General features: G+C 53.5%; 14 protein-coding genes. 10 read left to right on the top strand and 4 right to left on the bottom strand.

The features are described from left to right. Positions 1–92: 92 nt before the first annotated feature. Positions 93–386, bottom strand: a complete 294-nt coding sequence (locus tag KRAC_RS64020; RefSeq protein WP_007919762.1) for a hypothetical protein — start codon at positions 384–386, stop codon at positions 93–95. A gap of 124 nt (positions 387–510) precedes the next feature. Here KRAC_RS64020 and KRAC_RS48010 point away from each other — a divergent pair, with 124 nt between their 5' ends. Further along, entirely contained in the window at positions 511–1,704 is a 1,194-nt protein-coding gene (locus KRAC_RS48010) for an RNA-guided endonuclease InsQ/TnpB family protein (RefSeq protein ID WP_169461038.1), read from the top strand. A gap of 370 nt (positions 1,705–2,074) precedes the next feature. Here KRAC_RS48010 and KRAC_RS72880 read toward each other — a convergent pair whose 3' ends face one another. Both KRAC_RS72880 and KRAC_RS48015 read right to left on the bottom strand, forming a co-directional pair. Beyond that, positions 2,075–2,251, bottom strand: coding sequence for a hypothetical protein (locus KRAC_RS72880; protein ID WP_007919766.1), 177 nt, complete (start codon positions 2,249–2,251; stop codon positions 2,075–2,077). A gap of 87 nt (positions 2,252–2,338) precedes the next feature. Beyond that, positions 2,339–3,526 (bottom strand): MFS transporter, encoded by a 1,188-nt coding sequence (locus KRAC_RS48015; protein ID WP_007919768.1) that lies wholly within the window; start codon positions 3,524–3,526, stop codon positions 2,339–2,341. Between the two features lie 601 nt (positions 3,527–4,127). Between KRAC_RS48015 and KRAC_RS48020 the strand changes: the two genes are divergently transcribed. Then, positions 4,128–4,565, top strand: a complete 438-nt coding sequence (locus KRAC_RS48020; RefSeq protein ID WP_007919772.1) for a RidA family protein — start codon at positions 4,128–4,130, stop codon at positions 4,563–4,565. A gap of 332 nt (positions 4,566–4,897) precedes the next feature. After that, complete coding sequence (locus KRAC_RS48025; protein WP_007919774.1) at positions 4,898–8,932, top strand: DUF6788 family protein; 4,035 nt, start codon at positions 4,898–4,900, stop codon at positions 8,930–8,932. On the opposite strand, the gene KRAC_RS48030 is transcribed toward KRAC_RS48025, so the two are convergent. Beyond that, positions 8,924–9,625, bottom strand: a complete 702-nt coding sequence (locus tag KRAC_RS48030) for a DinB family protein (RefSeq protein WP_007919778.1) — start codon at positions 9,623–9,625, stop codon at positions 8,924–8,926. The genes KRAC_RS48025 and KRAC_RS48030 overlap by 9 nt on opposite strands. A gap of 858 nt (positions 9,626–10,483) precedes the next feature. Between KRAC_RS48030 and KRAC_RS64025 the strand changes: the two genes are divergently transcribed. The 7 genes from KRAC_RS64025 to KRAC_RS48060 all read left to right on the top strand — a co-directional run bounded on the left by KRAC_RS64025 (position 10,484) and on the right by KRAC_RS48060 (position 18,191). Further along, positions 10,484–10,762 carry a hypothetical protein gene (locus tag KRAC_RS64025; RefSeq protein WP_052569230.1) on the top strand — a complete coding sequence of 93 codons (279 nt, stop codon included), beginning with the start codon at positions 10,484–10,486 and terminating at the stop codon, positions 10,760–10,762. 246 nt (positions 10,763–11,008) lie between these two features. Beyond that, on the top strand, positions 11,009–11,866 hold the full coding sequence (locus KRAC_RS48040; RefSeq protein ID WP_007919781.1) for a DMT family transporter: 858 nt from the start codon (positions 11,009–11,011) through the stop codon (positions 11,864–11,866). Positions 11,867–12,491: 625 nt separating this feature from the next. Further along, positions 12,492–13,151, top strand: coding sequence for an MOSC domain-containing protein (locus KRAC_RS48045; RefSeq protein ID WP_007919782.1), 660 nt, complete (start codon positions 12,492–12,494; stop codon positions 13,149–13,151). A gap of 592 nt (positions 13,152–13,743) precedes the next feature. Further along, positions 13,744–15,057 carry an RNA-guided endonuclease IscB gene (gene iscB, locus KRAC_RS48050; protein WP_007919784.1) on the top strand — a complete coding sequence of 438 codons (1,314 nt, stop codon included), beginning with the start codon at positions 13,744–13,746 and terminating at the stop codon, positions 15,055–15,057. Then, entirely contained in the window at positions 15,008–15,193 is a 186-nt protein-coding gene (locus KRAC_RS80340) for a hypothetical protein (protein ID WP_157507988.1), read from the top strand. The genes iscB and KRAC_RS80340 overlap by 50 nt, the downstream gene beginning before the upstream one ends. A 252-nt stretch (positions 15,194–15,445) precedes the next feature. Then, on the top strand, positions 15,446–16,939 hold the full coding sequence (locus KRAC_RS48055; protein WP_007919785.1) for a PfkB family carbohydrate kinase: 1,494 nt from the start codon (positions 15,446–15,448) through the stop codon (positions 16,937–16,939). A 154-nt stretch (positions 16,940–17,093) separates the two neighbouring features. Further along, the gene (locus tag KRAC_RS48060; RefSeq protein ID WP_007919787.1) at positions 17,094–18,191 is read left to right on the top strand and encodes a WD40 repeat domain-containing protein; all 1,098 of its coding nucleotides are present in this window, start codon (positions 17,094–17,096) and stop codon (positions 18,189–18,191) included. Positions 18,192–18,718: the final 527 nt, after the last annotated feature.

Raw genomic sequence — 18,718 nt, forward strand, 5'->3', positions numbered from 1 at the left:
AGCCCCCAATTTCTTGCTCAAATACGCAACAAAGCACACCTCTTATAGGGGGCAGAGCTTGCTCGGTCTCTGAGTCCATGCGAATATAGACTCTACTTACCCTGATTTATAGATTTGGTCGCAGGGTCAGTGGGTTGTTGCTGATTGGTTGTTACAGCTTGCCTATTAGCTTGTGGAGAGCTTTCGGCTGAAACACGCCCTTTCTGGAAACCATGAGCCATGCTCTTGCCAAATGAAGCGGCTGTCTCTCCAGCTATCAATGCGCCTGCGAGGCCATAGACGGCCCCTTTGCGTAGAAGTTTACGTGCCTTTGGCGAGAAGATCGCTGCAGCTACCACTGCTGTAGCAGCTACCTCCGGCTCCACGAAATCTTCAAGATCCATCATAAGAACCGCGCCATGCGTGGACCCCTGGGTTTAGACATGGGGAGGAGCATGGCGCACTCCTTTCTTTTTTTACTATTTGGCACAAATATCACATATATGGTATAATTTGTGCATGGATAGAACGGTGCGGATTCAACTTCAACCGAATACAGAACAGTCCCACGTCTTGCAGGAAACGTTGGTGCAGTTTACCGTTGCCTACAATCATGTGTGTGTCTATGGTTGGCAGCATTGCGAGAAGAACGGTGTCAGGCTTCATCATGCCACCTACTACGAGACGAAATCCTTGTGTCCTGGTCTGGTGAGTGACTTGCTCATTCAGGCTCGGGTCAAAGCCACCGAAACGCTTCGCAGTGCTTTCACCTGGAAAGCCAAGAAGGAAGCGTCCTATCCGAAAAAGGTTGCTAACGCACAGAAACAGGGGAAACCCGCTCCTCTCTTCAAGCCTGTTCGTTGCCCTTCCTCTGAGCAGTGTGCGGTTCGTTACAATGTTCACACCTACTCCCTCAATTGGGAAACACAAACGATTCGCGTTTCGACCACGCAAGGCAAAATGACTCTTCCCTTTACCGTTCCTCATTTCAGTGAGCGATATCGTGGGTGTAACATTGCTACTGCTGACCTGATCCACCGCAAAGGGAAATGGTGGCTGCATGTCGTGGTCAATGTTCCCGAACCTGTTGTTCAAGCCAATGACACGGTTGTTGGTGTGGACTTGGGCTTGAATCGTCCTGCTGTGACTTCCAACCGTCACTTCCTTGGCTCTCGCCACTGGAAAGAGGTTGACCGCCGTACGTTCCGTCTCCGTCGCAAACTTCAGTCCAAAGGAACCACGTCTGCCAAACGGCATCTCAAAAAGCTGTCGCGTAAGCAGATGCTTTTCCACCGGGACTGTGACCATGTGCTCTCCAAACGCATCGTGCAAAGCGTAACCCCTGGAGCAACAATTGTGCTTGAGAACTTGACCAATATTCGAGAAGGAGTCCGACATCGCAAAGGTGAAGGACAACGTAAGTTGCATTCCTGGTCCTTTGCGCAGTTGTACGGCTTCATTGTCTACAAAGGGCAAGAACAGGGAATGGTGGTTGAACGCATTGATCCGCGTCATACCTCGCAGACCTGTTCTCGTTGTGGGCATCAAGCACGCAACAATCGGCGTTCTCAATCGGTCTTTCACTGTCGCTCCTGCGGGTATCAACTTCATGCAGACCTCAATGCTGCATACAACATCCGAGACAAATTTTGTCTTGCTCAGGGTGGTAGACCTGTCCTGAGTGGGTCGCTGTCAGACGTCCTCTCGTCTCACGCTTCGGCTTAGGGACAAGCCCCTGGCTTTCGCCATGGGGTATCTGACATTGCTACCTCTCTTTGAGAAAATCTGTCACGTAGTACAACAATTTGAGGAATCCATCCCACCAGCACAAATACCTATCCTTAAGGAACAGTTGAAAGAAGATAAATACGCAAAGTCGGTTTATAAAATTTGGCTTAGTAGAGAAAACACGCCCCTGTCTTACAGGAAGTAACAATATAGCCCCCAATATGGCACCATCTTGGGTGCCTGTGCTATGCTATATGCACCAATAGTCTCTAAAGGTAAATATGCATGCATTATGCCAGCCAGTGGCGTTGCGATATCGCCCGGCGTATCGCGCCCATTACCGCCGGTAACCCTGCTGTCAGCGCCATTATGGTAAGTGGCTTGACCTCGCGCCTATCAGCTTGCTCCCCACCAGGGATTTGCCACCATCCAGTCCCTGGTCCTTGAAAGCTACAACCTGGCAGTCCAGGCCCTCCCCCAGCTTGCAGAGGAGATCACTCACGCTCGCACGCGCTTCCTCCACCAGCGCAAGCGCTTCGAGCATGCGCCTTCCCACTAGTAGCCGCGTACGTCAGTAGCAGGCCCGCTACTTGCGTACGCGGCTACTAGTGGAGAGAGGGGTTTGCAAACACTATTCGATCTTTTCGGCAGTACTCGCCGCCGGGGCGCAGAGCGCGGCAAGTACACATAGAAAGACCACCAGGAATAACGCGAGTCGAAGTCCCACTCGATCAGCAATAAAACCAATCATGGATGGACCGGCAATCATGCCAAAATATCCCCATGTTGTGACCGTTGCAAGAGGGGAACCCGTATCCTGCCTGGCGAGGCGTCCCGCCGCACTTACCACAAGAGGAAACGGAACGGAAAGGCCGATTCCTACCAGGCTCAGGCCAAAGAGCACCATGGGTGTCCAGGTAAACACTAGCGCCAGAGTAAGCCCGATGGCCGCAAGTAAGCAGGCGCTACACACAAGCATAGCCGCCCCGAAGCGCATTACCAGCCTATCGCCAGCACTGCGCCCAAGAGTCATACAGAGTAAAAAGGCAGTGAAGCCTGTCGCTGCTAATCCGGCTCCGGTATGGAGCGTACTGGAGAGATACACAGCGCCCCAATCGAAGATAGCCCCTACGCTGAGGAAGGCACAGAAAGCAATTATCCCTAACAATATGAGTGGCCGTGAGAAATGCAGAGGTAGCGCTTTCTGAGTGGGTTGTTTTCGTGCGTTTTGTATCGACCTTGATGGCAAAAGCCAACACGAACTCCCTATGAGGCCAGCACAGGCGCAGATAGCGATGGAGAGAAAATGGAGATCAGGGCTTACATGTAAAGCAGCCAAAATACTACCGAGTGAGGCGCCGACCAGGCTGCCCACGCTAAAGCACGCATGGAACGAATTCAGAATAGATCGGCCATATGCCTGCTCGACATCGGCGCCCTGCATATTCATTGTGATATCCATTGCGCCACTGCCGGCCCCAAAGGAGGCAAGCGCCAGGAAGAGTAGCGGCAAGGTTGGCGCTACAGCCATCAGAGGAAGTGCAACACCCATACCAAGCGCGGCAACAGTGCTAATCACATTGCTGCCATAGTGCCTGGAGAGGCGACTGGCAATATTCATAGCGAGAAGTCCACCGACGGTACATCCCAGTAAGGCCAGCCCTAGTTGGCCTGAAGGTAGGGCAAGCTTCATTTGTAGCTCAGGAAGACGTGTTGACATAGTAGCCGTCATCAGGCCATTCAAGAAGAAGAAGACACTCACTGCTATTCGAGCTAGATCTGAGCGCCGTTTATCTGTTTGCTGAGATTTTGTTATCATAGCACCCTTCATTCCAGGAGAGAGCGGTGCCCAAAGATGCCATGGTATACAAAGGTTTGGGCACACTGACTCTACGAGGCCGATGTGGCCTTTATTTGTCCATAAGTGGTAGTGAAGGGGACATACTCGCTTGAAGAGTGGAGATGCAGCGAAAAGGAGAATGAGATGCGCAGCATAAACTCCATCGCAGGATCACCTCTTAAGTGCGAGATGCCCGGCGATACACGCCGCGAAGATGAGAAGAGAGGTAGGAAGCTATGAGAAAACAGCCTGTTATAACAGAACAGGTATAATTGTGGATTTGTAGCCTGTATTACCCCGCGTAAGCCCGGCGTGATCGCTTAGGCGGGTAGTTTAGTTGCGTTAATCATGGTTTCGCTTGCTTTCACACAAATGGTTTTCTCTGGGTAAGGTCAGATCTTTTGTACACAAAACTCTACCAGGAGACTGACGCTCTGTCAAGCCGCTTGCAGAGCGAGGAATATAGAGAGCGTCAAGAAAGAGGGCCAAATTTGTCCTTTTTATAAAGTATATTACATGTATGAGTTGACAAGGTAGATACACAAGTATTCGACATATTTTATTTAAAGGGGGAAAAGAGATGACTCATCCTACAGAATCACCTTTGGACCAGGGGTTTGTAGAATACCTCAATCCTGAGCATCTGCATAAAAATCCAGCGTTTACACAGGTAATTAGCGTTAGTGGGCCAGCGAAAACCATTTATGTTGGTGGCCAGAACGCAGTGGATGCACAGGGAAATATTATAGGTAAGGGGGATATCAAAGCACAAACTCAACAGGTGCTCGCCAACATACGCGAGGCGTTAGCTGCCGCCGGGGCCGAGCCCAGGCATATCATCAAATGGAATCTATACCTTGTCCAGGGTCAATCGCTGCGTGAAGGATTTGCGGCCTTTCAGCAATTCTGGGGGCAGCGTCCCAATCCACCTGCTATTACTATGGCTTATGTCGCGGGGCTGGCGAATCCCGACTTCCTCCTGGAAATGGATGTCACCGCAGTCGTTCCATTAGCTTAATTAATTGTACAACCTATATTCTAATGTATTCTAAAAGGTGCCAGGAACCGCATACTCGGTTCCTGGCACCTTTTAGAATACATTAGAATATACGAGTTTTCGTACGTCTTATATTTGTGTGGCTAAAAAATAGAAGAATTAGGAAATATGTGGTATTTTTATCAGGTAGAGTGCTGAAATTTAGCATTTGAGACGCTATAATGGAAGATAGTACGCTTTTCTTTATATTACTACATTTGACTGCCCTTATCCCCCATGGTTCCTTGTCTCCTAGCCTGGCGGCAATGAGCTATTCATCTTAGATCTGGCGGCGTTTCGGTAAGGAGGGAGCCTTGAGTACGAAAATAACCTATCACCAGCAGGTGAGCTACTGTGGTAAGCCAACGTGTAGCCGCTGCCGCGAAGGGATCGGCCACGGCCCTTACTGGTATGCCTACAAGACTGAGAATGGCCACACAACGCGTACATATATCGGCAAGGAGCTTCCCCCCGAGGTAAAGGCTACACAGGAGGAGCTGGCTGGTATGCAACTGGATAAATTGTCACCACGCGTGACGAGTGCCGCAGCCCTGGAGAGTGGCTCGGCCTTCTTCCGTGCCCATTTGCTGGGGCAGCTACGCCTGGAGCGTCGTGCACAACGCCAATGGGCTCCCGTGACCGAGAGCGAATGGCGGCAGGGGACGCTCCGCACGCTCTTCGCTTACCTGCTTTGCCAGCCCGGACGGTGTGCCAGTAAGCAGGATATCGTGCGCGATCTCTGGCCCGCCGCCGGGGTCGATGCCTGGTCACTGCTGGATAAGACGTTGGCCCACCTGGAGCATGAGCTGGCGACTCCCCTCTCCATGAAAGGCGGGAAGGCGACGGCCCGCCAGGCACGTGCGCAGCAGCCCCTAGTACGGATCACGGAAGACGAGGTTATCCTGGCGGGACAGGCCCAGATCTGGGTAGATGCCGATGGCTTTGAGCAACTCGTAGACGTGCTGACAAGCTCAGCTACTAGCGAGCCAGGACCAGAGCGTGAGCAGTTACTGGTACAGGCCGCCACGCTCTACGGCGGAGACCTCCTACCTGAGGAGCGCCAGGCCCCATGGCTGCTAGAACGTCGCCTACGCCTGCGCCAGGCCTGGCTCTCGCTTCTAATTGAGCTGACTGATCTCGCGATAGCCCGCCAGGATTCGTTGGGTGCCCTCAAGATGTTGGATCGCGTGCTGGCGGTCGACTCTCTCAATGAGCAGGCGGTGCAGCGCTCGATCTATCTGATGGCGCGTCTTAACTGGCGCGGTGATGCGCTACGTGCCTATAAGCGCCTGGAGGCGGAACTGTTCCGGGAAGAGGGACGTAGACCCTCGCTCGAAACTCGTGAACTCTATGATGCCGTGCGCAATGGGCGCGAGCCACAACCTGTCTTCGCCTCTACACACGCCACACCCCAGGTGGCTCATTCGGTTCCCGCGGCTCCTGCATCCCCCACGGCCTCTGTACCCCCAGTAGCCGCGTACGCCAGTAGCAGACCCCCAGTCCAGATTGGTCGCCCGCGCCAGAGTCCCCTTGTAGGGCGTACCAGCGAGCTGGAGACGCTGTATGGCTTACTCGACGAGGTGGAGCAGCAGGGGCGCCAGGCATATCACTCACAGCGTCGGGCCACGGGCCTGCCACTGGATACGCAGCGTCGTCCGCAATGTGTCTTTTTAATGGGGGTGACAGGTATTGGCAAGACGCGCCTGGCGGAAGAGATGGCGCGCCAGGCACGTCTGCATGGCTGGAATATCGCCTGGAGCCGTGTCTACCATCAAGAGAGCGGTATTCCTTACCACATCTGGACCGATGCGCTCCGCAAGACCATAGCCGAAGCCAAGCTCTTCTCGGATATATTCGCCTCCTTTGGTACTCATGCACAGCTAGCGGGTTCATCCTCGCTCGCGGCGCCGGGTACGCAAAGCTCGCGCCTTGCTCTCCAGGAGCGCACACAGGTGGTGACCCAGGAGCAGAAGAACCTCTCGCGCTCCACCAGGGGCCGCCCACGGCGTGCGCCTCGTGAGATGCCGCCCGCGCCAGAGGCGTTGCCTACCGCTTCACTGCAACTCCAGCCGCTGGTAACCCTTCTGCCTGAGCTGGCCTCGCTGGTACCTAATCCGCGTGGCACCCTTATGCCTTTCCTCTCGCCTGAGCAGGAGCAGTTACGCTTGCACGAGGCCGTACGTGATCTCCTCTTCGCCGCCAGTGAGTCCGCGCCCCTGTTGGTGGTGCTTGACGATATCCAGTGGGCAGATGCCAGTAGCGGTGATCTGCTGGGCTATCTCGCGCGCCATGCTGCGGGCCGACCCCTGCTCTTCGTTGCCACCTGTCGCGAGACCGAGCTGCCGGAGACGCACCCTTTGCGCAACCTGATCAACCATATGCAACGTGAGCACTCGGTGCGTACCCTCCAGATTGAGCCGTTGAGCAGCGAGGAGATCGCGCGCCTGGTGTCGCACCTGCCAGAAGACATGGTCCAGCGCATTCAATCGCAGGCCGCGGGCAACCCCTATTTCGCGGAAGAGCTGGCGCACTCGACGCCTCCCACCCTGCCCTCTTCCATCACCGCCGCGCTTGAGCATCGTGTTCGCACATTAAGTCACGCCTGCCGACAGTTGTTGGGGAGCGCCGCCGTGCTGGGAGGATCGTTCGAGTTTACTACACTCTATGCCATGGAATCTGCCTCCTCTAGCCCGGTCAATGAGGATACCGTGATCGAGTATCTGGAAGAGGCCCTGGAATCTGGCGTATTGAGCGAGGAGCGTGTGGGCGTACGTGCTATCTATCACTTCTGGCACCCCCTGCTGGTCAACCATCTGTATGACCATGTCTCCGCCGCTCGTCGCGCTCGCCTGCACCAGCGAGCCGCCAATGTCTTGCAAGAAATGTATGAGGGGCATGAAGACGAGGCTGCCGCGACCATTGTACGCCACCTCGTCGCCGCAGGTGCTCCCGCGGAACGTATTGTCTACTACGCGCAGCTTGCTGCTGAGCATGCCTATGCCCTGCCCGCATATGCCGAGGCCGAGCGCCACTATCGGCTAGCATTGGAGCAGCTCGATGCGCCGGAGCGTCCCTTCGCCAGGCGCGACAGCTCGGCTGTTATACCTGAATCAGAGGAGCAGCATAATCTACGCCTTAGCCTCCTTGAGCGCCTAGCGGAGTGTACCATGATTCGCGGGCACTTCAGCGAGGCCCGCGCGCTCTATGAGCGTGTCTTGCAGATGCGCGACTCAGAGCAGCCCCTGGCGCCCTTCGAGGCCCAGAAACAGGCCCTGCTCTGGGGCGAGGTTGGTCGCTGCTGGCGCAATGCCAGTGATACCAGTATGGCTCGCACCTGCTGTGAGCGTGGCGAGCGCGTCTTGCGGGAGGCTGGCATTACCAGTGGACCCGCCTGGGCGCGCCTGCGTTACCAGCAAGGCAGCATCTATCGCATGGAGGGACGCTATCGCGAGGGTCGCCAGGCCGCGCGCGAATCGCTGGACTTCTTCGATAGTCAGCAGACCATGCACCTGGTGGGCCCCATTATTCAGGCCACGCGCCTGGAGCGTGCCCTGGCCGGTGATCCCGTTGACCTGGGGAATACCCACCGCCTCCTGGGATCACTCTCCGATGCTGAAGGACACGCCGAAGACGCTCTGGAGCACCTGGAGACCGCCCTCATCATCTTTGAACAAGCCGAGCATAAGCGCTTGATCGCGCACGTCTGCTGCGACCTGAGCTATGTGCAGATCAAGAAGGGCGACTTTGAAGATGCCCAGGCCAAGCTGCGTCACTCCCTCAACCTGGCCCAGAGCGTCGACGATGCTCCCCTTATCGGCGTCATATGCAGCAACTACGGCGAATTGTATGCCATGAAAAACGAGCTGGACGAGGCCGAGAACTGGTATCGCCGCAGCCTGGCCTATGCTCATAGCCATAAAGACAAGGTTTATATCAGCCAATGGAATAGTCGCCTGGCCGCCGTCCTCCTTGAAGAGGACAAACTTGCGGAGGCTGCGAACTGCATCGTACAAGCCGTCAGGACCGCCCGTGTTATCCGCAACAACCCCAGCCTGGGGCGTGCCCTTGTCAGCCTGGGAAATTACCGCATCGCCGAAGCCCTGGGCATGGAGACCCTACCCACCATTCGCCGTCGCCTGCTCACACACGCCCTGCACAACCTGAAGCGTGCCCTCGCCCTCGAAGGTCTCGAAGCCGAGACCCGTGTGCGTGCTCACCTGGCCCACGCCCACGCTGAACTCCTCCTGGAGCAGCCTGATGCCCGCGAACACCTGCACCAGGCTCTCCACGAGGCCCGCGCCTGCGACCTCGTTTCCCTCGTCCAACAAAGCGAGCGCCTATTAGTGTAGCTCGACCAGGTCGGGGTCGGTGGGGGCAAATTCCCTGCTTTCAGGATAGAGTTCGAAGGCCTGTTGTAGCGTCGTCTTGGCTTTCTCTAGCTGGTCATGCGTAGCGTAGAAGCAGGCCAGGTTATAGAGCATGTAACCTTTTAGCGTGTCGGGCACCTCACCCTCTACGACCCTGCCCGCCCAGGCCTCATATGTGTGTAGCGCGCCTGCAACGTCGTGCCGGTCGAGGAGATAATACCCCAGGTGAATCTGGGTATGCTCGTAGCAAATTCCCATGAAGGAGAGGTAGAGTGGCATACCTTCTTGCACCCAGTCGAAGCGCTTGAAGGCCGTCAAATCCTCTTCTGAGAATTGCTCGGTCAACGCGATGAGATCGGCATATACCTGGTTGGATTCAGCGAGAATGTCTGGCCAGGAGTGATAGCGGTTCTCCTCGAAGACGACGGGATTGATCTGCTCAAAATGCCCAATCTCCTCCGGCTGTGGCTCCTGGCGTAACTGGGCCTGCAACTTGAGCACGAGTCGCTGCCGCCAGAACGACAGGTGCGCCACATGGTCTTTGGCAGACCAGTGGTCAGGCTCGCCAATAGCAGCCAGCTCGGCGGAAGGCAGTCCCTGAAAAAAGGCATTCTGCTCAGCCTGTGCCTGGCGTAAGAGGTCAAGTAAAATGGGTTTAAAAGCCTGTTTGCTCATGGTTATTTTTCTTCCTTGCATTGTTTGAATGAAATGGGAACATACGCAAGGCATACATAGCCCTGCAAGCAACATCTAACATCACAATATCTAAAGATGGGAGAGAACAAAAGGAGGCAATGCACCGGAAGAGAGGATATAACGCTTGCCTATCAGCAGCAAATATTCCTGACACCTGAGATGCAGAGCCCCATTGAAGGCCTAAAGAAACGGCTCATAAAGCGCACCTCCTTTCAGTCTAGCAAAAACGTCATCCAATAAGCCGAGTATACCAGAATGCCCCGCTTCTAGCAAGGTAAAAAAAAGAGTAAGGGATCTGCTACATGAGGATACAATCATACCGAGATATCGCAAAGACGAGAGAAATAAGGAGCGGACGCACCATTCGATTGCTAGGTGCGCCGCTTCTCTTGCATACAGCAAACTTGCTTCTACAGGACCTTTGCAGAGCGGGAATGCTCTCGCTGAATAATATACACGCCGAACCACTCAATTTAAAGAAATGCTGGCGCATTTTGGCCTGAAAGCAGCTCTTGGAGACAAGCAGAGCAGTCAGTATCACTTAAGATGAACGAATTGTACTATGGTCTTTATGGCCAAAAATAAGTAACATATGAGGTGTAATCTGCTCTTTGCTCAAATTAATTATGGCCTAAAGTAAGTAGTACGCGAAGCTTCATTGTAAATGGTGCTGGGGTTGGCATGGAGGAAGCTGAGGGAAACAGGATTACATCTTTTTAATCACAGGCGATACACCTTTTAGGCCATGACACGTCGTGAGGTACGTCCTATACTACTGGCGCAGAGATAGGTCATATTGGAGGGAAGAACAGTACACCAGAGGATTTAGATGCCTTTATGCGTGGCTATACTCAAGCCATAGGAACACAATTTCCTGGTATCAGTAAGATTAGCGTCCAAACTGGGACCAGCCATGGCGGCGTACCCCTGCCTGATGGGGGAATGGCCGAAGTGAAACTCGACTTCTCAGTTCTCGAACGGACTGGGCAGGTCGCGCGTGAGAAGTATCACATCTGTGGAGTAGTACAACACGGTGCGTCAACACTTCCCAACGAACTCTTTGACCAGTTTCCCAGGCATCAAACGCTTGAGATTCACCTGGCGACCGGATTTTAGAATACGCTTTACGCCAGCTTGCCAGAGGAATTGCGCACACGCATGTATCAGTGGGCAGAGAATAACTGCCAGGGGGAGTGGGAAGAGGGATGGAACAAGCAGCAGCCCATCAGGAAAGCACTTGAGCAACAATTTCGCTCTCTCTTTGAGAGGTTAAATGTCTTCAATACACAGTCTACATTGGCAAAATATGTTTGAAGATTTACAACGAAAAACAGACTGGCTATAAGGAGCAAACAAACATCTATGGGAGGCATTTTAGGATTACTTGCCGCGATTGGTTGGGGAAGCGCCGATTTTCTTGCACGGTATGCTACGCGTTATATTGGGAGTTATCGCACGCTCTTCTTCATTCAGTTCATTGGCCTGGCTGGTTTGAGTGTCGTCATGTTTGCAACTGGGTCTCTACAATCTCTCTCTCGCTTGACGGGTGACATCTGGATCTGGATGGGCTTGGCGGCTCTCCTTTATACTGGAAGCACACTGGCGCTTTACCGGGCCTTTGAAGTTGGCAAGCTTGCCCTGGTTTCTCCTATCGCAGCCAGTTACGCGGCTCTTACGACGCTGCTCGCGTTTGTGAGTGGTGAGCAACTTTCCCGGCTTCATGTATTGGGTATAAGTCTTGCTCTTGTGGGAGTACTACTCGCAGTCATTCCGCAAGCTTCAGGAACAGAGAAGTCTAAGATGCGAGCACGCGGCATTGGCTGGGCCATAGGTGCAGCCATCGGTCTGGGCTTCACCTTCTGGATCTTAGGTTTCCATATTACACCAACGCTGGGTGGGATCACGCCAATCTGGCTGCTCCGCTTGGTGGCACCAGTCCTGCTCATGTTGGGAGCACGTCCGCTTGAGCAATCTCTTGAGTTGCCGCCCTACCCAGTCTGGAAATATCTCATAGGTATAGGTCTTCTTGACACGGGTGCCTTTGTCGCTAATGCGCTCGGGTTTACGCTGGCTCAAGTTTCCCTTGTGAGCGTGCTTGGCTCCCTCTTTAGCGCTGTCACCGTCCTACTGGCCTGGTTTGTCTTGCATGAACAACTCTTCTGGCGGCAATGGCTGGGAATTGGTACCATTTTTCTGGGAATTTTTCTTGTCAATAGTTGAGACACCCTTTGCATCAAAAAGCAAGAAACTATGCTACCATATATTCGTGATAGTCATACTTTGTGTTTACTGGGCAGCATAAAGAAGAGGCGAAAGGAAGTAGTTGTAGATGTTGGAGGGCGTATACGTTTATACACGATCCGTTGTTGGAGACCAAGTTTGCCATTCCCATTTCACCACATGCCTTGATGACTCGTCCTCGGCTGACCACTCTGCTCAATCAAGGATTGCAGCGGCAACTACTTCTTGTCTCAGCGCCAGCTGGTTTCGGCAAAACAACGCTACTTGCACAATGGCAGAAAGCACTTTCGCAGAAGTCGGTGTTTACGGCCTGGGTAACGCTTGATAAAGGTGACAATTATCTCCTCTCCTTTTGGCGATATGTCCTTGCCGCTTTCAATAAATGTCAGGAAGGTATCGCTACAGAGGCATTAGATGCGGTTATGGCTCCACAGAAGCCGCGTATCGGGTATGTGCTTACGGCGTTACTCCAATTCAGTAGAAGCCAAGAACAGAAGGAAAGTTTCCTTCGCCTAGAAATTGAAGAGTATATCATGAGTAGTATAAGATATACTATTAGCAACAATAGAGAACGCCGCGAAAATAGGAAGAGAGAAATATACATATGCCAACTATGCGGGTTATTTCGGTCAACGTGGGGTTGCCGCGAACGGTCAACTGGGAAGGCAAAGAATTCCAGACCGCCATCTATAAGCAGCCGGTAGAAGGGCGTGTACGTGTGCGCAAAGAGAACCTAGACGGTGACCGCCAGACTGACCTGAAGAACCACGGTGGGTTTGATAAAGCCGTCTACGCTTATTCCGCCGACAACTATCCCTACTGGCAGCGAGAACTGAATCGTGATGAACTGCCCTGGGGTTCCTTTGGCGAGAATCTGACTCTCACAGGCCTCAACGAGCGCGAGGTACGCATCGGCGATATATTTCGTATAGGCAATGCAATCTTCCAGGTCACACAGCCGCGCACCCCTTGCTATAAGCTAGAGGCGCGCCTCCAGCAGGAGCGCTTTATCAAGCCTTTTCAAGATAGTGGCCTCGTCGGCTTCTACCTGGCTGTGCTTGAAGAGGGCGATGTCGCAGCGGGTGATCTAGTTGAACTGCTCAAGCGCGACGAGACCAGTATGAGCATCGCCGAAGTCGCAGCGGTCATCGGCGATAAGAGCGACCTCGTGGCCCTGCGCCGCGCCGCCGAACTTGAGCATTTCCCTCCCAAGGTCCGCGCCATCTTTGCCCGCTCCCTACGCAGAAAAGAAGCATTAGTCTAAAACAGGGTAAGGTAATGGGCGATGGTTTTCGCGCGCTGAGGCTTGCTACTGGCTTCACGGCTACTGAGGCGCGTACCTCTCAAAACAGAGTAAGGTAATGGGCGATGGTTTTCTTGCGCGTTGCGCAAGAAAACCATCGCCCATTACCTTACTCTAAGAGCGCCGTAGGTGCGAAGAGACCAGGTAGGTGTGACTTTTGCGTATCTCGCAGCCATATTTTTGACGATGAGATAGGCCGTACGATATAAGTAGTCTAGAAGAGTATCAGTGAACTCCCGCTGAGCTGAAGACGCAGCGGCTTCTTCGGAAGTCGTCGGGTCTGAGGTTTGGTCGCTTTTACGGAAGCTCAAGTTCACCAGACTCAGCCCCAGAAATGGGAGCTCCGTTCGCTAGGTCATGTCACCTGCGGTTGACGCATCAGACCGCTGCTCTGTCGCCTGGGTTTAAGTAGGACTGAGGGAAAGTCCGGTGATTCAGGTGCAAAAAGCCTTTTGAACCTTGTCGAGATGAAGCCGGATTCCTCTGGTGGTCACAGCCAAAGGATACGCACCACCTCCCTTCGGGGAGAGCATTTTTCCGAAAGGAACGCTGTATGGTTCTTGTTTCTGTTCTCAACTCGGATGGCAGGCCCTTGATGCCATGCCTCCCGCCCATCGCCCGACTGCTGCTCAAAGCAGGCAAAGCTAAAGTGGTGCGGCGTACCCCCTTTACCATCAAACTGCTTGTGCCCCTAACACACGAGCATACTCAGCCCTTGACCCTGGGTATGGATACAGGGAGCACGGTGGTAGGCGCAGCCGTTGCCGATGAGCAGGGAAAGGTAGTCTACCTTTCTGAAGCGGAACTGCGCAACGATATCACCACCACCATGAAAGAACGGGCAGCCAAACGGCGCAACCGACGCCAACGGAAGACGCGCTATCGTCCAGCACGCTTCAACAACCGTCGCAACTCGACGAAGCAGGGAAGATTCTCCCCGACGATGGGCAGCAAAATCGAGGGACACCTGCGGGAATTTCGCTTTGTGCAAGCAATCTTCCCGATCACGCATATTGTGTTAGAAACAGGCACTTTTGACCCGCATGCCCTCAAACACCCGGAGGTCTTGCGCAAGAAGTGGTTGTATCAACAGGGGATCAATTATGGGTTTGCCAACACCAAAGCATTTGTGCTCACACGAGATGATTACACCTGCCAACAGTGCAAAGGGAAATCAAAAGACCGACGACTGGAAGTTCACCACATCATCTTCCGTAGCCAGAACGGAAGCAATGAGCCAGAGAACTTGCTTACCCTCTGCAAAACCTGTCATGATGGCCTGCATGCAGGAACGATCACCCTCAAACAGAAGGGCAAGAAGAAAGGAACATTGCGACATGCCACGCAGATGAATAGCATCCGGGTGCAACTGCTCAAGCGTCTTCGCGCCGAAGAAACGTGGGGATTTGTCACTAAAGAGCATCGGATGCTGGCAGGTCTACCCAAAACCCATGCCCATGACGCCGCCATCATTGCCACACGAGGAATCGCGCCGATTTTCTGCACGACGCAGGTGCTCCAGAAGAAATGTATCTCGGATGGGGATTACCAGCAGACGAAAGGGGTGCGAAGTGAGCAGCCCATCACCACGGGCAAAATCCAGGGCTTTCGCAAATTCGACACCGTTCGCTACCGGGGCCAGGAATACTTTATCAAGGGACGCATGTCGACCGGCTATGCGATCCTGATGGGACTGGACGGCAAGAAGGTCGATCTGAAGCCCATTCCCAAATTTGAGAAGATGAAGCGCGTGAGTGCACGATCCACATGGATGATCAGTCAAAAACCATGCCAGGTTGTTGATCCTCTCCCACCTCATGTTCGTGCGGAAGGGTCGCAAAAAGCTGCTGGTTTTCTCTGGAGATGAGGGAAAGCTGGTGCTTGAAGAAATGGCAAATCGGTCGCATGTTGCTTTTGAAGCGATTGAAGTAGGTCAAGACTATCTTCACGGCTTGGTGAAAAGCGAACCTCGCATGTTACCGCTGGCTCTTGTCCGTCCATGAAAACAGAAATCGACCGTTCAGGGATGACAAAGGCATGCGCAAAACGTTGAAAACGAAGTTCTGGAAAGAGCGGACATTTTGGAGTAATGGATACGTCTGCCGTACTCTTGGAAACATCAGTCAGGAGACTATCCGTCAGGATATCGGAAGTCAGCGGTGAAGCGCGGCGTTCATCCACGAGGCTGAAGACCTCGTGGTTTTCTCGCCACGCCTCTATAAAAAGATAAACCATCTTTAGAATAAAGGACCAGTATGAGTCAGAGAGCAATAGACCTTGTGCGGCAGTTTCCCCAGGAGCGCGTCTTTCTTATAGGCGATGCGCTCCTGGATACCTATCTGGAGGGAGAGGCCTCGCGGCTCTGTCGCGAGGGACCAGTTCCGCTCCTGTGGAAGACGAGAGAACAGCATGCCCCGGGCGGCGCCGCCAATGTCGCCGCCAACCTCAAGGCCTTGAACGCTCACGTCTCTTTTCTCAGTGTGATCGGTAACGATTACGCCGGGTCTCTCTTGCGTGGCGAACTGGAGGATATGGGCATCGACCCGCAATGGTTGCTGGAAGACGACACGCCATTGACTCCCCATAAAATGCGTATCCTTGCCGAAGGTCAGTATGTCATTCGCCTCGACGATGGCGCGCGCCAGGGCGTGACCGTGCGCCCTACGAATGAAGCTCTCCGCACTCGCTTACATCAATATATTGAAGAGCTTTACGCCGATTGTGACGTGGTCGTGATCTCAGACTACCACTATGGCGTTGTCTCGCAGCCAGTCATCGAACAACTCACAGCCCTTGCCAGGCGCAAACCCAAGCCCATCTTGATCGACTCGCAGGCCTTGCAGCGCTTCCAGCATCTCCCGGCCACGGTTGTCACCCCCAACCACGCCGAAGCCCAGCGCCTCGTTGAACTGGGCGGAGAGACACCCGCCGAGGATTGGGAAGAGCTTGCGCAGCAGCTTCATAAGATCCTGCATGTTGACTATGTCGCCATCACGCTGGCGGAACATGGCGTCTACCTGCGCCCGCGCGGTGACGCCCCCGGCCTGCATGTACCTACTCGCCCGGTCGAGAACGCCCAGGACGTCGGTGCGGGCGATTCCTTTGCCGCCGCCTTCTCACTAGCTCTGGCCGCCGGGGGAAGCATCGAAGAGTCTGCCCAGATCGGACTTGATAACGCGGGCATCGCGGTCACCAAGCCCCGCACGGCCTTTGTCTCACAACAGGAACTGCTGCAACGGGCGAGTTTACGTACCTTCACGGCTGTCTTGCAAACCCAGGAAGATGAGCTTGAGAGGCTTCGCGCCACGCTGGAAATCGAACGCTTGCGCGGGAAAACCATCGTCTTTACCAATGGCGTCTTCGATATTCTGCACGCCGGACATATTCATTTCTTGCGCCAGGCCCGACAGCTGGGCGATGTCCTCGTCGTGGCCATCAACAGTGACCGCAGTACACGCAGCCTGAAGGGTCCAGGCCGGCCCATTCACAGCGAGCAAGATCGCCTGGCCCTCGTCGCGGCGCTCGACCCCGTCAACTACACCCTGCTCTTCGACGAAGACACCTCCAGCTCGATTATCAGCACGCTCCGCCCCGATGTCTACGTCAAAGGTGGAGACTACAGCGATGAGGCCATCCCAGAAGCAGCTGCCATCCAGGAATCCGGCAGCCGCCTCGTCATCCTCCCCCTCGTCGGCAGCGCCAGCACCAGCAACGTCATTGAACGCATCGTCGCCCAACAAGAGAGTTAACATATCAAATATGCTGCTAGCCCGCCGCGCACGGTTCGTACGCAGCGGGCTAGCAGCATATTTGATATCAGGCTGAGCTTTGCGTATACTTCTGTTATAAAGCAAGCGCTGGGCCTTACAGAGCCAGCGCGGAAGGCAAGGAGGTCTCCCCTTTATGGAAGAGCTACACGCAGAGGCAGACGAACCACATATAAAAATTGTGCGCCCATCAAGCCGGCGGAAATTCCTCACAGCTATTTTAGGTAGCGGCGTCATTCTGGGCCTGGGCAGCCCGCCGCTTATACACCTGGCCCAGAACCTACAAGTCGCCTTTAACGCGAAAGCGGCTCCCTCTGCTGCCGACTTAGATTTCTATAGCTGTTCAGCGGATTTGAATTTGGCGGCGCTAACTAAATCTGATCACGATGGGAAGTTGTATATTTGGAACTATCAGCAACAGCGTATGATCACACTGTCTGCCACCCCACTTTGGAACACATCGGCCTGGTCGTTCAATGGTCAGTATTTGTTCTATCAAGAGAGCCAGGGCGATAATAGTGTTTCTATGTATGTTTGGGACATTCAAACCAGGCAGAAGGTATCTAGCTACGCTAATGAAAAGTATGGAGAGGCTGACCTGGTTTGCTGGGCTCCTGATGGCTCCAAAATAGCCTTGCTCAGCCGAGATCAAAACAAGCTCCTGCTGCTGGCTGCCCAACCCCTTTGGCCACTATTTACCCTGGAATTACCCTCTGCGGTAGGAACATTTGCCTGGTCCCCTGATAGTCAGAAGCTAGCTTTCATCATAAGCACTCCCGAACAGAGCGCCTGGAGTGTGCAGATCTGGGACCTCCAGTCGCGCCGCAAGAGCCAGGAGATAGCTTTTCAAGGACATCCTAACTCTTATAATTCTCAACTTGCCTGGTCACCAGATGGTAATCGCATTGCGGCCTGGGGTGGTGGACAATTGCAGATTATCCAGACTAAAAATACCTCTTCTAGCTACTTACTGACAGAGAGTGATCATGGGAAAATGTGCTGGTCCCCGAACGGTAAGTACTTAGCTGTAATAGATGCAAGCGATTTTATGGACTTTTGGACTGCCTCTCTTGGTAGTCGATTTAACGTATGGGATATCACTCAACAAAAGACCATACACTCATTTAATCGTGGTACGGCGTATGTTCCTGAGGCACTTGGCTGGTCAAGAGATGGGAAACACATTGTTGTCATTGGCACATTTTATGCCCAGGAGAACTGGGACTGGATGTAGCATCCAAATCAACTGCTGAAGCTTTTGTTGTTCTTTTGGTAAGCCTGTAAAGGTGAAGCACGTATGCTGCGTGGTTATGATCCCGTAAGAGAAATTTCTCAGTGGAACCTGGTTGTCTCTCTGCTTTGGGCTGAAACAGTACCTGTTGGCGTGGCCTTGTTTCCACTATACAATAACCTCTTTTTTATTGAATTTAACCTGACAGTTTTTATTGCCTTGAGTGTACTTGTATTTGTTTGTGGTTTAGCCTCTCCATGCTCTTCTTTTATTAGGAGTAGACGGGAGAAGCGAGAGAGGAAGGCCTTACGGCAAGCAGCACTTAAGGAAAATGGTTTTTTACTCGCTCCAATTCAGCCTCGTGCGCTGAGTGAGCTCTCGTTACCGCTTCATATTGAGCGCGAGGTGAAGTCAGTTTCTCTAATAAAACCAGCTATTGGCGGTGTGATCTTTATTTTTGCTTTAAGCATGAGCTATACAGCTGTTGTTTACGGCTTCTCGATGCTTCCCTTCTATTTGCTTATGGTAGC

The organism is Ktedonobacter racemifer DSM 44963, assembly GCF_000178855.1.
In the GTDB taxonomy this organism is placed as follows: Bacteria; Chloroflexota; Ktedonobacteria; order Ktedonobacterales; family Ktedonobacteraceae; genus Ktedonobacter; species Ktedonobacter racemifer.

Excerpts from the sequence above, each read along its gene's own strand:
- KRAC_RS64025 (WP_052569230.1), top strand. The coding sequence starts at position 10,484 with ATGCGTGGCTATACTCAAGCCATAGGAACACAATTTCCTGGTATCAGT.
- KRAC_RS48045 (WP_007919782.1), top strand. The coding sequence starts at position 12,492 with ATGCCAACTATGCGGGTTATTTCGGTCAACGTGGGGTTGCCGCGAACG.
- KRAC_RS64020 (WP_007919762.1), bottom strand. The coding sequence starts at position 386 with ATGATGGATCTTGAAGATTTCGTGGAGCCGGAGGTAGCTGCTACAGCA.
- iscB (WP_007919784.1), top strand. The coding sequence starts at position 13,744 with ATGGTTCTTGTTTCTGTTCTCAACTCGGATGGCAGGCCCTTGATGCCA.
- KRAC_RS48015 (WP_007919768.1), bottom strand. The coding sequence starts at position 3,526 with ATGATAACAAAATCTCAGCAAACAGATAAACGGCGCTCAGATCTAGCT.
- KRAC_RS48060 (WP_007919787.1), top strand. The coding sequence starts at position 17,094 with ATGGAAGAGCTACACGCAGAGGCAGACGAACCACATATAAAAATTGTG.
- KRAC_RS48055 (WP_007919785.1), top strand. The coding sequence starts at position 15,446 with ATGAGTCAGAGAGCAATAGACCTTGTGCGGCAGTTTCCCCAGGAGCGC.
- KRAC_RS48020 (WP_007919772.1), top strand. The coding sequence starts at position 4,128 with ATGACTCATCCTACAGAATCACCTTTGGACCAGGGGTTTGTAGAATAC.
- KRAC_RS80340 (WP_157507988.1), top strand. The coding sequence starts at position 15,008 with ATGTTCGTGCGGAAGGGTCGCAAAAAGCTGCTGGTTTTCTCTGGAGAT.
- KRAC_RS48030 (WP_007919778.1), bottom strand. The coding sequence starts at position 9,625 with ATGAGCAAACAGGCTTTTAAACCCATTTTACTTGACCTCTTACGCCAG.
- KRAC_RS72880 (WP_007919766.1), bottom strand. The coding sequence starts at position 2,251 with ATGCTCGAAGCGCTTGCGCTGGTGGAGGAAGCGCGTGCGAGCGTGAGT.
- KRAC_RS48040 (WP_007919781.1), top strand. The coding sequence starts at position 11,009 with ATGGGAGGCATTTTAGGATTACTTGCCGCGATTGGTTGGGGAAGCGCC.